This is a genomic window from Pigmentiphaga sp. (assembly GCF_033795525.1).
Classification (GTDB): domain Bacteria; phylum Pseudomonadota; class Gammaproteobacteria; order Burkholderiales; family Burkholderiaceae_B; genus Pigmentiphaga.
Genome location: NZ_JARYGM010000004.1, coordinates 410528 through 426518 on the forward strand (window position 1 = coordinate 410528; position 15991 = coordinate 426518).

Below are 15991 nucleotides of genomic sequence, written 5' to 3' on the forward strand. Positions count from 1 at the left end.
TGCCGAGCTTCAGGCGGCCTGGTCCGACGAAGCCCGCAGCTCGCGCCTCAGGATCTTGCCCACGTTGCTTTTGGGCAGTTCGGCACGGAATTCCACGTGCCGCGGCCGTTTATAGCCGGTCAGCCGGTCGCGGCAGAACGCCTTGAGGTCCTGCTCGGTCAAGGCCGGATCGCGCTTGACGACGACGATCTTGACCGCCTCGCCGGAGTGTTCGTCGGGCACGCCTATCGCAGCGCACTCCAGCACGCCGGGATGCTGCGAGACCACGGCTTCTATTTCGTTGGGATAGACGTTGAATCCCGACACCAGAATCATGTCCTTCTTGCGGTCGACGATGCGGATATATCCGCGCTCGTCCATGATGCCGATGTCGCCGGTCTTGAAGAAACCGTCGGGCGTCATCACCCGCGCGGTTTCCTGCGGCATGTTCCAGTATCCGGCCATGACCTGCGGCCCGCGCAGGGCAATCTCGCCCCGCTCGCCGGATGGCAACGGGCGGCCTTCGTCATCCATGATGGCGGCTTCGGTGGAAGGCAGCGGAATGCCTATCGTACCGGAATACTCCTTGATGTTGATGGGCGTGCAGCAGGCCACCGGCGAGGTCTCGGACAGGCCATAGCCCTCGCATAGCGGCGAGCCCGTCACGGCCACCCAGCGATCGGCCACCGATTTCTGGACCGCCATCCCGCCGCCCACGCTGACGCGCAGGCCGGAAAAATCCAGCGACCGGAACTTCTCGTTGTTCAGCAAGGCGTTGAACAGCGTGTTGACTCCGGGGAAAAGCGTGAACCGGTAGTGCGAAAGCGTGCGTACCAGGTCGGGGATGTCACGCGGATTCGGCACCATGACGTTCAACCCGCCCGCGCGCATGCCGAGCAGCGCGCATACCGTCAATCCGAAGATGTGGTAGAGCGGCAGCGCGCATACGAAGACGTGAGGCGCGCGCCTGCCGCCGGCATCGGGTCCGCCGTTGTCCGTCAGCAGCCAGGCATCGCACTGCAGGACGTTGGCCACCAGGTTCCGGTGCAGCAGCACTGCGCCCTTGGCCACGCCCGTGGTGCCGCCGGTGTACTGCAAAAAGGCAATGTCGTCCGGCCCGACCTCGGGCCGGTCCAGCGCCTTGCCCGCGCCACGCGCGAGCGCTTGCTTGAAGCGCACCGCCGCGGGCAGCTGGAACGGCGGCACCAGCTTCTTGACGTGGCGCACCACGGCATCGACCGCCGCGCCCTTTACGCTTCCCAGCAGGTCTCCCATGGAAGTCAGCACCACGTGCCGGACGGCGGTGGCCGGCAATACCTTTTGCAGCGTGTGCGCGAAATTCTCGAGGATGATGATGGCCTCGGCGCCACTGTCCTTGAGCTGGTGCTCGAGTTCGGGAGCAGTGTAGAGCGGATTGACGTTCACGATCGTATAGCCGGCCCGCAGCACCGCCGCGATGGCGACGGGATATTGCAGGACGTTGGGCATCATCAGCGCGACCCGGGCACCACGAGCCAGCCCCAGCGACTGCAGCCACGCCGCCAGCTCGCGCGAACGCGCATCGACCTCGCGGTATGTGAGGGTGCGCCCCAGGCAGACGAAGGCGGGGCGCTCGGAGAACTGCTCGAACGCTTCCTCCAGCAGGTGGACCAGCGACCGGTAGCGCGTCGGGTCGATGTCGGCGGGAATGCCCGGAGGGTAGTACGCCAGCCACGGTCTTTCCATTGACGGTCTCCTGGTCTGTCTGCGCCACGTCGCCGCGCGGCTATGGCGCCGATGATAGCTGAGTCCCCTGCACGCGTTCCGTTTCTTCGCGCAGCCGCTTGCGGCGCTCGGCGTAGGGCAGCCGGGCGAGCTCCCGGGCCTGTTCGAGGAACGGCGCCAGGCTGCCCGTTGCGCAGCTGCCGCAACGGCCGGCCATCGCGCGCAAGGCCGGCACCCACTGGTGATAGGTGCCGATGGCGGCGAAGTGGGCGTTGTTCAGTGGCTGGGCGAACCACGCGTCGTAGCCGGCGTAGCCGTTCCACTTCTCGTGCTTGAGACGCTCGTAGCGCTGGCGCAGGTCGGCAATGATCTCGGCTTTGCGGGCGCGCCGACGCTCGATTTCGCCGGACGACAGGCCGGCGGGTTCGGGCGTCGTGGGCGCGCGGCCCTGGCGGGGCCCGGCCTCGCCGTAGGCCTGCGCCAATTGCCGCCGCGTCTCCAGCAGCAGCGCGATGAAGTCGCGCCGGCGCCGGTCATAGGCTTCGTAGGCCGGCCGCAAGGCCTGGTTCCCCGGTTGCTCCAGCCACCGCTCGACGGCGATCTGTTCGACCGCCGTCGCCAGCGATTCATTGAATGCCGTGTCGTTCTTCGCATAGACCGCCTGGTGGGTCAACTCATGGAAAACCAGGCGCGCCACCTCGCCAGGAGGCAGCCGGATGAAGGTGTTGACCAGCGGGTCGGGATACCACCCCAGCGTGGAATAGGCCGGCACCCCGCCCACGTGCACCTCCCACCCCTGTTCGCGCAGCGCAGCCGCCGCGCGCCGCGCATCATCCTCGCGGTAATAGCCGCGATAATCGAGGCAGCCAACGACCAGGAAGCACGATTGCTTGAGCCGCAACGACAGCTCCGGCGTAGCGAACACGTTCCAGACCACGTACGGCCGCTTCAGATCCGCATACTTCGTGTAACTATCGTTGTCCGGCAACCCCAGCTGCTCGCTGGCGAAGCGGCGCGCGTCGTGCGCGTAGCGCAAGCGGGTCCGCAGATCTTCAGGCGTGGCCGGATCGGCGAGGATCCGGTCCAGAGGCCGCGCGGCCTGCAGCAGCGACGAATGGCCGGCAATGGATTGGGCGTAATACTCCAGGTTGGCGCAGCCGGCCAGCAGCCAGGCGGCGCCCAGCGCGCACAAGCCGTACAGGCCGGCCCGGCGCGCCCGCGTCGTTACACTCGCCATAGACAAGCTCATTGGTGATAATGGCTATGGTAACCGCCGGACATCGCGGGAACGAATCCCCACCGGCGGCGCCGGATACGGCGCGGTCTATCGGTCCCGGTCCATCCCGCCTTCGCGACCGCCTGGGAAAGGCGTGGCGCGCCCGTGCCCGCGGGACGGCCAGCACAGGAGTTCCCACGATGAATCTGCTCGAACCCATCGTCGCCCTACATGGCGACCTGAAGACGATCCGACGCGATCTGCACGCGCATCCCGAACTGTGCTTCGAGGAGCACCGCACCTCGGACACCATCGCGGGCCTGCTGGAGGGCTGGGGCATTCCCGTGGTGCGCGGGCTGGGCGGAACCGGCCTGGTCGGCATCCTGGAGGGAAGCGACAAGAACGGACCGGCCATCGGGCTGCGCGCCGACATGGACGCCCTGCCCCTGCAGGAACTCAACCGTTTCGCGCACGCCAGCCTGCACCCCGGGAAAATGCACGCCTGCGGCCACGATGGCCATTGTGCGATGCTGCTGGGCGCGGCGCGCTATCTCGCCGCCCATCGGGACTTTCCCGGCAGCGTCTACCTGATCTTCCAGCCGGCCGAGGAAGGCGGCGGCGGCGGCAAGGCCATGATCGACGACGGCCTTTTCTCGCGTTTCCCCATGGAAGCGGTGTTCGGCATGCATAACTGGCCGGGCATCCCGGTGGGCCATTTCGCGGTAACGCCGGGCCCCATGATGGCGTCCAGCAACGATTTCCAGATCGTGATCAAGGGCAAGGGGTCGCATGCCGCCCTGCCGCACCTGGGCATCGACCCGGTCATGATCGCGGTGCAGATCGCGCAGGGGCTGCAGACCATTCTCACGCGGAACAAGAAGCCCATCGATACCGCGGTGCTGAGCATCACCCAGATCCATGCCGGCACAACCACCAACATCGTCCCCGACGAGGCCACCATGGTGGGCACCGTGCGCACGTTCACCAACGGTGTGCTGGACCTCATCGAGACACGCATGCGGGAAATCGCGGAAGGCACGGCACGGGCGTACGGCGCGCGGGCCGAGGTGGATTTCCAGCGCAAGTATCCGCCCCTGGTCAACCATCCCGAACCCACGTGCTTCGTGACCGGCGTGCTGCAGTCCCTGGTCGGCGCCGAGCAGGTCGATGCGGCCGTCGAGCCGACGATGGGCGCCGAGGATTTTGCCTTCATGCTGCAGGAAAAGCCCGGCTGCTACGTCTTCATCGGCAATGGCGACGGCGCGCATCGCGAGGCCGGCCACGGGCTGGGGCCTTGCACGCTGCACAACGGCAGCTACGATTTCAATGACGACCTGCTGCCGCTGGGCGCGAGCTTCTGGGTGAAGCTGGTTACCGACTGGTTTGCCCAGCCTCGATCAGTATGACGCGGTAGTCGTTGACGTTAGTCAGCGTCGGGCCGGTCGTAATCAGGGTACCCAGTTCATTGAAATAGCCCCATGCATCGTTGGCATCGAGCCAGCGCGCCGGGGCCAGGCCGCGCCGCGCGCCCTCGTGCAGCCGGGTGCTGTCCCACCACGCGCCGGCGTTGTCCTCGCTGCCATCGATACCGTCGGTATCGCAGGCAAGCGCCGAAATGCCGGTTTCGTCGCCCAGTTCGGCCGCAAGCGACAGCAGGAACTCGGTACAGCGTCCGCCACGCCCCTTGCCGCGCACGGTCACCGTGCACTCGCCCCCCGACACCAGGGCCACCGGGGCGCCGAAGGGTTCGCCGTAGCGCCGGATCTGACGCACCAGCGCGGCATAGACCTTGGCGACTTCCCGGGCCTCGCCCGTGACGGTATCCCCCATCACCAGGGCCGGCATGCCCGCGCGCCGCAATACCCTTGCCCCCGCCTGCAGGCTTTGCTGCGCGGTGGCAATGACACGGTTCTCGACGCGCGCAAAGACCGCATCGCCTTCCTTGGGCGTTTCGGGATGCCGCCCTGCTGCACCGGCTTCCAGCCAATCGACCACGGGCTGCGGGGCCTGCACCTCATGGCGCCGCAAGATCGCCAGGGCGTCGGCGTAGGTGCTGGGGTCGGGCACGGTCGGCCCGGACGCGATGGCCGACGGATCGTCGCCCGCGACGTCCGAGATGATCAGGCCCAGCACCTGTGCCCGCGTCGCCGCAGCCAAGCGGCCGCCCTGCAGCTGCGACAAATGCTTGCGCACCACGTTCATCGCTTCGATGGGGGCGCCGCTGCGCAACAGCGCCTGGGTGACTTCACGCAGCGCCGCCATGGGCACGGCGGGCACCGGCAAGGACAACAGACTCGATCCCCCGCCCGAAACCAGCACGATCAGCAGATCGTCGTCCGCCAGCTCGCCGGCCAGGCGCAGGATGTCGGCCGCGGCCTTCTCGCCCGCCGCATCAGGCACCGGGTGGCCGGCCTCCACGCAAGCGATGCGGTCGAGCGGCGCGCGATGCCCATAGCGCGTGACCACCAGTCCGCCCAGCGGCGCAGCCGCGGGCCACGCCAGTTCGACCGCCCGCGCCATGCTGGCTGCGGCCTTGCCCGCGCCGACCACGACAGTGCGGCCGCGCGGCGGAGCGGGAAGATGGCCGGCAATGATTTGCAGCGGGTCGGCGGCGGCCACGGCCGCCTGGAACGATTCCAGGAGAAGTTGATGCATACGCGCGCAGCTGGTGTCTCTCTATGGTCTGGGCATTATGGCAAGGCGGACCGGCTTGGCCAGTTGGATGAAATCCCTATTCCGAGCGGAGCCGGTCAGGCCGACGGATTGGGGGGAACGAGCAGTCCCTTCTTGACCGCCGGCCGCGCCACGAACGTCTCCAGCACGCGCGCCACATTGCGGAAATCGTCGAACCCCACCAGGTCGCCGGCCGCGTACATGCCCACCAGATTGCGCACCCACGGGAAGATCGCGATGTCTGCAATGCCGTAGTCCTCGCCCATGATCCAGGCCTTGCCGTCCAGGTGCCGGTCCAGCACGCCCAGCAGGCGCCGCGATTCCGCCACGTAGCGATCGCGCGGCCGCTTGTCCTCGTATTCCTTGCCCGCGAACTTATGGAAAAAGCCCACCTGTCCGAACATGGGACCGATGCCGCCCATCTGGAACATGACCCACTGGATGGCCTCGTAGCGGGCGGCAGGGTCCTGGGGAATGAAACGCCCGGTCTTCTCGGCAAGATAAAGCAGGATGGCGCCCGATTCGAACAGCGGCAGCGGCTTGCCGCCCGGGCCGTCGGGATCGATGATCGCCGGGATCTTGTTGTTCGGATTGAGCGACAGGAACTCCGGCGACATCTGGTCCTGGGTATCGAACGCCACGCGATGGGCCTCGTAGGGCAGGCCGGTTTCTTCCAGCATGATCGAAACCTTGACGCCGTTGGGCGTGGGCAAGGAATAGAGCTGGATGCGGTCGGGATGCCGGGCGGGCCACTTGCGAGTCACCGGGAATGCGGAAAGATCCGTCATGGGAATTCCTTTCTGGGAGTAGCGAGGCGCGGGCGCGGCGGCGTCCGCATCCGCCCGACTATACCAGCCGCCCATCCCCTCGCGCCGGTGCGCGCCGGTGCGCGCCGCAGGCGCTGACCGTAAACTATCGGCCGGCATCAACAGACCTTCAAACGTTCATTCCATGCGCGCGCCGCGGCGGCACGCGCTCCCCGCTTCCATGACCCGCCATCACCAAGAGATCCCGCGCAAGGACTACCTCAGTGCCAAAGAAGCGGTCGCGCTGCTTGGCATACGCATGCAGACGCTCTACGCCTATGTCAGCAAGGGCTGGATACGCAGCGTCAAACAGACCGACACGCGGCAGCGCCTCTACTTGCGCGAAGACATCCTGCGGGTGAAGGCCCGTTCCACCGCGCGCGCCGGGCATGGCGCGGTAGCTGCGTCGGCCATGAACTGGGGCGAGCCGATCATCCCGACCTCGATTACCGAAATCCGGCCAGACGGCCCCCACTATCGCGGGCGCTCCGCGATCCGGCTGGCACGGGCGCGCGCCCGCTATGAATCGGTTGCCGAACTATTGTGGACCGGCGTCTGGCACGACGCTCCGCGGCAATGGGAGACGGGGCTGGACGCAAAGCAACAGGCGATGCTGCTCGATTCGCTGTCGCCGCCCAAATCGAACAGCGGCCTGCTGGAAATCATGGCCATCGTGACGCTGCGGCTGGGCATGTCGCGCGGCTCGGTCGAAGACCGCGTGCGCAGCGGCCACATCCACGATGCGGCGCGACAGGTCATCAAGACGCTGGCCGGCTGCTTCGGCCTGGTCTCCAGGAAGCGGCGCTTCCTGCTCATTCCCGACGACGCCTCGATGGCCGAAGGCCTGCTGGCCGCCCTGGACCTTCCCGCCAACCCGGCCAACCTCGAAGCCATGGAAGCCTTCCTGGTGCTGTTCGCGGACCACGAACTCTCGCCCAGTACCTTTGCCGCACGCGTGGCGGCTTCGGGCGGCTCCAGCCTGCACAGCTGCATCGCCTCGGCCATCTGCAGCTCGGCCGGCATCCACCTGGGCCGCATGTACGACCGCATCGAAGACTTCCTGCATGGGGCGGACACCACGGCGGAACTGATGCAGCGCGCCCGGACCGAGCATGCGCAAGGATCGAGCATTCCCGGCTTCGGACACCCGCTCTACCCGAAAGGCGACGAGCGGGCGGCCATGCTGATCGAGCTCGCGCGCCGGCGTCCCCGCCAGAAAGCCAAGCTGGCCGAGATCTACCGCTTCATCGAAACCGCGGAGCGGGAATTCGAACTCCATCCCCGGCACGAACTCGGCGCCATCGTGCTGGCCATGGCCATGGGCATACCGCGGCAGACGGTGGGCACCTTGTTCACGCTGGCGCGGATGGCGGGTTGGGTGGCGCATGTCCAGGAGCAGCGCCTCAGCGGCATGCTGCTCAGGCCCCGCGCCAAATTCGTCGGCACCGGCACGGAGAACTGAGCACTCAGCCGCCCAGCTGCCAGAAGGACCGGGTCTGGGACCTCCCTATTCAGGCCCAGCCCATCTTGCGAGTCAGGTCCGCCGCGGCATGACGCAGCAGGGCCAACAACTCCTCCTGCTTCCCCGGTTCGAAGCGGAACTCCGGCACTGTCAGCGCCACGTTTCCCCTGACCTCTCCCCTGGCATCGAAGAACGGCACTGCCAACCCCACAGCATTCGGGGTGCGCTGCGCGTGCGTTACTGCATATCCGGCCACCCGGATCTCTTCCAGCGATTGCCGCAATTCGGCCTCATCCAAGGGGCGCTTGTCCAGTGGAGAAGGCGAAGCGCGCTGAATCGTCTCTTCGATTTCTTCCGGCGTGAGATAGGCCAGGAGGACCCGGCCTGTCGCGCCCCAATTGAGCGGCTCTAGCACGTTGGTGCGAATGGTGTAGCGCATGGGATGCGAAGGAGACGCCGTCAGCGCGAAGAACATCTTGAGCTCGCTGCGCACCAGCAAGGTCAAGATGGTCGTTTCGTCGGTCCGGTCCCGCACCTCTTCAAGAATCGGTCCGGCGATGCGGGTGATCGGCATGTCCATCGACAGCCGACCGGCCAGCCGGTAGAGCTCCAGCCCGGGCCGATAGCTGCCGTCCTCGTCCTGGTCCACGAAATTGAGTGGCCGACACAGGTTCAACAACCGATGCGTCGAAGCGCGCGGCAGATTCAGGGCGCGGGCCAGTTCGTTCAGCCCCCAGCGATCCTTTTCTGCGAAACATCCCAGTATGCGCAGCACACGGTGCACGGTGCCGCTATCCGAAGCGGGTGGTGGCGCGGCCTGACGCGAAGAGTGAGGCGCCGCTTTCACGAGTTTGATTCCACGTTCATCTGCCTAGTTTGCCACAAGGGTGCTTGACATGGTCCGCTCAGCGGATCTAAAGTCCGTTAATCGATACTATGTTTCGATTAACGGACCACCAAGAGGAGTCGCCATGCAGTCGCCCCGTTTCCCGATGAAGCCTTTTCCCCCTGAAATGATCGAACGCAACGTCGCGCGTTACGCAAGCCTGCGCGGCAGCGCCGATGCCTACGTAGACAGCCGCGTTCCTGGCTGCCTGCGCAAGAAGTTCAACCTCATCGGCCTGGGCGTGACGGAGAACGAGGCCAACCCGGATCTGGCCCCGAACATAGAAACCCCGGCCGTAGGATTCAACGTGGGCATGCTCGAATGCGAACCGGGCAATGGCACCGCCCCGCACGCTCATCAAACCGAAGAAGTATTCATGCCGTTGGTCGGGCCTTGGCAGGTGTTCTGGCTCGATGACGGCGTCGAACGCTCGCTCACCCTCGAACCGTTCGACATGATCATGTGGCCCATCGGCTGCTACCGCTGGTTCCGCTACGTCGGCACCGGCAAGGGCCGTCTACTCACGATCATCGGGGGTCCGGACGCCGGCAAGGTGGAATACCTGCCCGATCACCTCGCCGCTGCCGAAGCGACAGGCGTCACGCGCAACGCGGACGGCACCATTTCGCTGGCGAACGCCTGAAGCCGCTCCGGACATTCCACCCGCGAGGCCGCCCCGCGCCGGGACATGGCAAAGAAAACAAAAACTTGGAGACTCGACGATGAAACTGTTCGCCTTTCTTTCCCTTTCGACGGCGCGCTGGAGATATGCCACCGCCTGCGCGGTTGCGGTTGCCGCCGCGCTGCCGAGCGCGCCGGCGCTGGCCAGCGATTATCCGAACAAACCCGTCAGGATCATCGTGCCGTTTCCTCCCGGCGGAGGCACCGACGCCATGGCCCGCATGTTTGCCGACAAGCTAGGCAAGGCGATGGGGCAGCCCTTCGTCATAGACAACCGAGCGGGCGCGACAGGCACCATCGGCACCAATGCTGTGGCTGCCGCCGTTCCCGACGGCTACACGCTGCTGGTCGGATCGTTCAGCAGCCACGTACTGGCACCGCTGACGCTCGAAGGCGACGCGAAAGTGGCGGACCCGGTCAAGGACTTCGCGCCCATCGGCATGCTGGCCTACCATCCGATGGTGCTGAACGTGCACCCGTCGGTCAAAGCCAGCACAGTGAGCGAACTGGTCGCCGAGACCAAGGCGCGGCCGATGTTCTATGCCTCCATCGGCAACGGTAGCCTGTTCCATTTTGCCGGCGCGGAATTCAACCAACTCACTGGCGCGGCCGCCACGCACGTTCCCTACCGCGGCGCCGCGCCCGCCCTGGCCGACCTCTTAGGTGGCCAAGTCCACATGATGTTCGACACTATCCAGTCGTCGTTGCCGCACATCCGGAAAGGGTCGCTCAAACCTATCGCTGTCACCGGGACCTCCCGCTCGCCGCTGCTGCCCGACGTGCCGACGCTGGCCGAAGCCGGGCTGACAGGCTTCGACGTGACCAGCTGGGTTGGCATGCTAGCGCCGGCCGGCACGCCACCAGAGATCGTCTCGAAACTGGCAGGCCAACTCGACAAGCTCGCCCAGGACCGGGAATTCGTCGCGCAAGCGGCGAAGACTGGAACCGACATCCCGCGGACTACGCCGGACGAGTTCCGCGAAATCCTGATCAAGGACCAGCGCAAGTACAAGGCGCAATTTCACAAAATCAACCTGGCCAAATGACGACCGCCCTGCCCCCATCATTCACCGACGTCCGGGTGCGCTACCCGGTGCAAACGTTCTGCTTCGACGGCGAGGACTGGACCGTGCGTGACACCGGCGGCGCGCAGGACGGAGCGCCGCCGCTGGTGCTGCTGCCGGGCGCGCTCGGAACTGGCGACGTTTTCTATCGGCTGATGGCAGAGCTCGGCCATCGCCGCCGCTTGATCAGCATCACCTATCCCGCCATTGGAGAAGCGCGGATGCTGGCCCGAGGAGTGGTCCACGTAATGGAAGCACTTGGCCTGTCGACCGTGCACCTGCTGGGCACCTCCCTAGGCGGCTACGTTGCCCAAATCGTCGCCATGGAGTCCTCGGCGCGCCTGCGCAAGCTAATCCTGGCCAATACCTTCTACGATCCTGCCCTGCAGCAGGCACGCTGGCCCGCCGTCGAAATCTACGCGCAATCGTCGCCTGAAGACATACTGGCGGCGGCCCGCACGCAACTGGAGCAGGCCCCCGAGCCCACCTCCCGGCATGCCGAGCTCAAAGCCGTCATGCTCCACTTGGTGGGAGCTGAGCAAGACGCCCGCGCGGTCAAGGCGATGCGTCTGGCGGTCCTGACCGCCATGCCGCTGCCTGCCGTTCCCCTCCCTGCGCAGGCCATCGCCCTGATCGACGACGACGAGGATCCTGTGATCGCGTCGCCCACGCGCGAGCAAATGCGGCAGCGCTACGCCAGCAGCCCTCTCTTCCGCATTCCCGGCGGCGGCCACTACCCCGCCAACCTGCAGCCCGAGCGATATAGGGCAGCCATCGAGGACTTTCTTGCATCATGACCAGCGCGCCAAGCACGCCGCCTGCCGCCATCCGGCTGCACCCGCACGACCACGTTGCCATCGCCTGTCGGGACCTGGTCGCCGGAGCGAAGCTGGAAGCGTTCGGCCTGGCGGCGGGTAACGACATTCCCGCCGCGCACAAGGTGGCCCTGACCGCCATCGCACGTGGCGGCGAGATACGCCGCTATGGCCAGATCATCGGGTTCGCCTCGCGGGATATCCGGCCCGGCGAACACGTCCATACGCACAATCTGTCGATGGGCGACTTCGAGCGCGACTACGCGCCGGGCATTGACTGCCGGCCGCCCGCCCCGGCCGCCGAACCGCTGACCTTCCAAGGCTTTCGACGCGCCGACGGACGCGTGGCAACGCGCAATTACATCGGCGTGATCAGCACCGTCAACTGCTCGGCCACCGTCAGCAAGACGGTCGCTCGCCACTTCGCCGGCAAACTTGCCGCCTATCCCAACGTGGACGGCGTGGTGCCGATCACGCACTCCTTCGGCTGTTGCATCGACCACCACGGGGAAGGCATCGCGCAACTGCGCCGCACCCTCGGCGGCTATGTGCGCCACCCCAATTTCGCAGCGGTAGTGGTCATCGGGCTCGGATGCGAGGCCAACCAAATGGGCGCCCTGTTCATGGCTGAAGGCGTCACGCCGGGCGACACCCTGCGCACGCTGGTGATCCAGGATGAAGGCGGAACGCGCAAGGCGATTGACGCTGCCATCGCTTGTGTCGAACAAATGCTGCCCATGGCCGACCGAGCCCGGCGCGAACCGGTGCCGCTCTCCGAACTGACCGTCGCACTACAATGCGGCGGCTCGGACGGCTATTCCGGCATCACCGCCAATCCTGCCCTCGGCGTGGCGGTCGATATGCTGGTCCGGCACGGCGGCACGGCCATCCTTTCCGAGACGCCCGAGATCTACGGTGCGGAACACCTGCTTACCAGACGCGCCGCGTCCGCCGATATCGCCGCGCAGCTCATCGAGCGCATACGGTGGTGGGAAGCCTACGCGGAGCGGGAGCGCGGCAGTATCGACAATAACCCCACCCCCGGCAACAAAGCGGGCGGATTGACTACCATCCTAGAAAAATCGCTGGGCGCGGTCGCCAAGAGCGGCTCCACGCCGCTTACGGGGGTCTATCGATATGCCGAGCGCGTGGACCGACGCGGCCTCGTCTTCATGGATGCGCCGGGATACGATCCGATGGGCGCCACCGGCCAAGTAGCGGGCGGGGCCAACCTCATTGTCTTTACCACCGGACGCGGCTCGTGCTTCGGCGCAAAACCCGCGCCATCGCTCAAGCTGGCAACCAACACAGCAATGTATACGCGGATGGTCGAGGACATGGACATCAACTGCGGCGACATCATGGACGGCGCAGCCACGCTGGAAGAAAAAGGCGCCGAGATCTTCGCAGCCATGGTCCGATTGGCATCCGGCGAACGCAGCAAGAGCGAAACGCTTGGTATTGGCGACGAGGAGTTCGTTCCTTGGATGATAGGCGCCCAGATGTAGGGGTGCTGGTCTAAGCGTGAAAAAAAACCTCGACCTCTTTCCACAGCGCGTCAGGCGCTTCTTCCGCGATGTAGTGGCCGCAATCGAGCGCCCTGCCGTCGACCTGCGCGGCCTGCGCGCGCCATAGCGCCAGCACGTCGAAATAGCGGCCGACCACCCCTCGTCCGCCCCACAGCACCCGCAGCGGACACCCCACGCGGCGGCCCTGCTCACGGTCCGCGCGGTCATGTTCAAGGTCGATGGCGGCCGCCGCCCGGTAGTCTTCGCAGATGGCCCGTGCCCAATGAGCATGGCGGGCGCAGCGCTCGTACTCGGCCATGACGCGGTCGGAGAACGGCGCGAGGCCAGCATGGCGGCCACCCATGATGGAGCGCAGGTAGAAAACGGGATCGGCCTGGATCAGGCGCTCGGGGAACGGCGCCGGCTGGATCAGCCAGAACCAGTGGTAGTAGGCCTGCGCAAAACCGCGCGTCGTGCCTTCATACATATCGAGCGTCGGCGCGATGTCCAGCAGCATCATGCGCTCGACCCGCTCGGCATGGTCCAGCGCCAGCCGGTGGGCCACACGCGCGCCGCGGTCATGGGCCAGCACAGAGAAGGTGTCGTAGCCAATGCAGCGCATCACCTCGACAGCGTCTCGCGCCATTTCGCGCTTGGAAAACGCCGCATGGCCTTCCGGCTCGACGGCCGGCATGCCGCTGTCACCATAGCCCCGCAGGTCGATCGCGACACAGGTGAAATGGTTGGTGAGGCGGGCCCACAGCTTGTGCCACATGGCATGGGACTGCGGATGGCCGTGCATCAACAACAGCGCCGGCCCTGTGCCGCCTACCCGGGTGGCGATGTCCACGCCATTCACATGGAAATGCTGCAGCCTGTCATTGAACAAGGAAATCTGGGACATGCCTGCTCCTTGGTTCCTTACCGCGGGACTACCTACGCGCGCGCCACGATCTCGGCCACTGCCTTGCCCAGGTCGGCGGTCACCGCCTTGCCGCCCATGTCGGGCGTGCGCGGGCCCTCGCCCAGCACCGTTTCGATCGCCGCCAGAATCGTATCGTGTGCTTCCTTGTAGCCGAGGAACTCCAGCATCAGGGCGCCCGACCAGATCTGCGCGACCGGGTTGGCGATTCCCTTGCCGGCGATGTCCGGCGCCGAGCCGTGCACCGGCTCGAACAAGGACGGGAAACGGCGATCGGGATTCAGGTTGGCCGACGGCGCGATGCCTATGGTGCCGGTGCAGGCCGGCCCCAGGTCCGACAGGATGTCGCCGAACAGATTGGATGCGACCACCACGTCGAACCAATCGGGGTGCAGCACGAAATTCGCCGTCAGGATGTCGATGTGGAACTTGTCCACCCGCACGCCGGGATAACTGCCGGCCATGGCCTCCACCCGCTCGTCCCAATAAGGCATGGTGATGGCGATGCCGTTGGACTTGGTTGCCGACGTCAGGTGCTTCTTGGGCCGCGACGCCGCCAGTTCGAACGCGAACTTCAGCACGCGGTCCACGCCGGTGCGGGTCATGACGGTTTCCTGCAGCACGACCTCGCGATCGGTGCCCTCGAACATGCGGCCACCGACGCTGGAATACTCGCCCTCGGTGTTCTCCCTCACCACGTAGAAGTCGATATCGCCCGGCTTGCGGTTGGCCAGCGGCGACGGTATGCCAGGCATCAGCCGCACCGGGCGCAGATTCACGTACTGGTCGAACTCGCGCCGGAACTTCAGCAGCGACCCCCACAGCGAAACATGGTCCGGCACCGTCGCCGGCCATCCCACCGCGCCGAAGAAAATCGCATCGTGTCCGCCTATGCGCTCCTTCCAGTCATCCGGCAGCATCGAGCCGTGCTTGGCATAGTAGTAGCACGAGGCGAAATCGAACTCGTCGAACGCCAGCCCGATCCCGAAACGCGTGGCCGCGGCCTCGAGCACGCGCACACCTTCGGGAACGACCTCGGTACCGATACCGTCGCCCGGTATCACTGCAATGCGATGGACCATGAATGACATTCCTCGTCGTAGTCAACCCGCGGCGGCTGGCGGCGCGGGGGATGGATACAGGCAGAGTGTATCGCGCGCTTGTAGGAGAACTGGAACACATGGTGAGCCGCGCCTGGTTCGGCGCATAATCGGGCGGCATAAGAACAGGGGGTAGACAGGAGATCCATGGAAATCAGGCAGCTGCGCTACTTCGTCAAGATCATCGAGCACGGCAGCATGGGCCGCGCCGCCACCGAGCTCGGCACGACCACCTCGACGCTGAGCCAACAGGTCAGCCGGCTCGAAAGCGAACTGTCCACCCGGCTGCTGCTGCGGCGCGCCACGGGCATCCAGCCCACCGAAGCCGGCTCGACGCTATTCAAGCAAGCCCAGCTCATTTTGCGGCAATTGGACAACGCCACGAACCTGGTCCAGAAAGGCCGCCTGACGGGCACGGTTTCCCTGGGGCTGGCCCAATCGACGGCAGCCATGCTGAGCGTTCCCTTCATCACGACCATGAACGAGCGCTACCCGGGCATACGCCTGCGCATCATCGAAGGACTGTCCGGCCATTTACTGTCGCTATTGAATACCCGCCGGATCGACCTGGCCATCCTGTTCGACGACCAGGAGGCCCGCCGCCGCAGCGCCCATACGCTGCTGCAGGAGGAATTGCTGCTGATCTCCGCGCCGGGCCTGCCCGGCATGCCGGAGGGGCAGCAGATTTCCATCGAGCAGATCGCGGCGCTGCCGCTGCTGCTTCCCAGCAGCGCGCACACCCTGCAAGGCCTGATCGTCGATGCCTTCCGGGAGCGGCAAGTCGAACCCAACGTCGCGGCGGAAATAGATGGCCTGAGCACGCTGCTCAACGCCGTCCGGGCCGGCCTGGGCGCCTCTATCCAGCCGGGCTCGGCCATCGCCGGCCTCAACATCACCGGGCTGGTCCTGACCCGCATCGTGCCCAGGCTGGTGCGGGTCAGCCATCTTGCCAGCCTGTCGGACGACGAGCTTTCCCCGGCGGCCCTGGCGGCACGGGTGGTACTGAGCAGCGTTGCGCGCACGCTGGTTGCCGACGGCAAGTGGTACGGGGCCAATCTGTACGACGGGCACGCACCCCGGGGCTTTACGAAAACTTAACAGGCCGTTGAAAAAATCCCCCGCCGACGCTGGCCTCGGCCAGTATGATCTGAAACGATCGGCGAACGACGCGGACG

General features: G+C 66.0%; 14 protein-coding genes. 7 read left to right on the forward strand and 7 right to left on the reverse strand.

The window, feature by feature from the left end:
- Window positions 1–9: 9 nt before the first annotated feature.
- On the reverse strand, window positions 10–1704 hold the full coding sequence (locus QHC78_RS14195; protein WP_319745593.1) for a long-chain-fatty-acid--CoA ligase: 1695 nt from the start codon (window positions 1702–1704) through the stop codon (window positions 10–12).
- 40 nt (window positions 1705–1744) lie between these two features.
- Window positions 1745–2920, reverse strand: coding sequence for an aminopeptidase (locus tag QHC78_RS14200; protein ID WP_319745595.1), 1176 nt, complete (start codon window positions 2918–2920; stop codon window positions 1745–1747).
- Window positions 2921–3099: 179 nt separating this feature from the next.
- Between QHC78_RS14200 and QHC78_RS14205 the strand changes: the two genes are divergently transcribed.
- Complete coding sequence (locus tag QHC78_RS14205; RefSeq protein ID WP_319745597.1) at window positions 3100–4305, forward strand: M20 aminoacylase family protein; 1206 nt, start codon at window positions 3100–3102, stop codon at window positions 4303–4305.
- Here QHC78_RS14205 and QHC78_RS14210 read toward each other — a convergent pair.
- Both QHC78_RS14210 and QHC78_RS14215 read right to left on the reverse strand, forming a co-directional pair.
- A complete protein-coding gene (locus QHC78_RS14210) occupies window positions 4271–5554 on the reverse strand; it encodes a glycerate kinase type-2 family protein (protein ID WP_319745598.1) in 1284 nt (427 codons plus the stop codon). The genes QHC78_RS14205 and QHC78_RS14210 overlap by 35 nt on opposite strands.
- 95 nt (window positions 5555–5649) lie before the next feature.
- The gene (locus QHC78_RS14215) at window positions 5650–6360 is read right to left on the reverse strand and encodes a glutathione S-transferase N-terminal domain-containing protein (RefSeq protein ID WP_319745600.1); all 711 of its coding nucleotides are present in this window, start codon (window positions 6358–6360) and stop codon (window positions 5650–5652) included.
- A gap of 199 nt (window positions 6361–6559) precedes the next feature.
- Between QHC78_RS14215 and QHC78_RS14220 the strand changes: the two genes are divergently transcribed.
- On the forward strand, window positions 6560–7840 hold the full coding sequence (locus QHC78_RS14220; RefSeq protein ID WP_319745602.1) for a citrate synthase: 1281 nt from the start codon (window positions 6560–6562) through the stop codon (window positions 7838–7840).
- A gap of 49 nt (window positions 7841–7889) precedes the next feature.
- On the opposite strand, the gene QHC78_RS14225 is transcribed toward QHC78_RS14220, so the two are convergent.
- Complete coding sequence (locus tag QHC78_RS14225) at window positions 7890–8687, reverse strand: IclR family transcriptional regulator (protein ID WP_319745604.1); 798 nt, start codon at window positions 8685–8687, stop codon at window positions 7890–7892.
- A gap of 124 nt (window positions 8688–8811) precedes the next feature.
- On the opposite strand from QHC78_RS14225, the gene QHC78_RS14230 reads away from it, so the two are divergent.
- The 4 genes from QHC78_RS14230 to QHC78_RS14245 all read left to right on the forward strand — a co-directional run bounded on the left by QHC78_RS14230 (window position 8812) and on the right by QHC78_RS14245 (window position 12794).
- The gene (locus tag QHC78_RS14230) at window positions 8812–9369 is read left to right on the forward strand and encodes a cupin domain-containing protein (protein WP_319745606.1); all 558 of its coding nucleotides are present in this window, start codon (window positions 8812–8814) and stop codon (window positions 9367–9369) included.
- A gap of 79 nt (window positions 9370–9448) precedes the next feature.
- On the forward strand, window positions 9449–10453 hold the full coding sequence (locus QHC78_RS14235) for a Bug family tripartite tricarboxylate transporter substrate binding protein (protein WP_319745608.1): 1005 nt from the start codon (window positions 9449–9451) through the stop codon (window positions 10451–10453).
- Complete coding sequence (locus tag QHC78_RS14240; RefSeq protein WP_319745609.1) at window positions 10450–11268, forward strand: alpha/beta fold hydrolase; 819 nt, start codon at window positions 10450–10452, stop codon at window positions 11266–11268. Before QHC78_RS14235 ends, QHC78_RS14240 begins: the two co-directional genes overlap by 4 nt.
- Window positions 11265–12794, forward strand: a complete 1530-nt coding sequence (locus QHC78_RS14245) for a UxaA family hydrolase (protein WP_319745612.1) — start codon at window positions 11265–11267, stop codon at window positions 12792–12794. Before QHC78_RS14240 ends, QHC78_RS14245 begins: the two co-directional genes overlap by 4 nt.
- A gap of 10 nt (window positions 12795–12804) precedes the next feature.
- On the opposite strand, the gene QHC78_RS14250 is transcribed toward QHC78_RS14245, so the two are convergent.
- Window positions 12805–13698 (reverse strand): alpha/beta fold hydrolase, encoded by an 894-nt coding sequence (locus QHC78_RS14250; protein ID WP_319745614.1) that lies wholly within the window; start codon window positions 13696–13698, stop codon window positions 12805–12807.
- Window positions 13699–13730: 32 nt separating this feature from the next.
- Window positions 13731–14798: a tartrate dehydrogenase gene (locus QHC78_RS14255; protein WP_319745615.1), complete on the reverse strand. Its 1068-nt coding sequence runs from the start codon at window positions 14796–14798 to the stop codon at window positions 13731–13733.
- A 165-nt stretch (window positions 14799–14963) separates the two neighbouring features.
- Between QHC78_RS14255 and QHC78_RS14260 the strand changes: the two genes are divergently transcribed.
- Complete coding sequence (locus QHC78_RS14260) at window positions 14964–15914, forward strand: LysR family transcriptional regulator (RefSeq protein ID WP_319745617.1); 951 nt, start codon at window positions 14964–14966, stop codon at window positions 15912–15914.
- The last annotated feature ends 77 nt before the right edge of the window (window positions 15915–15991 follow it).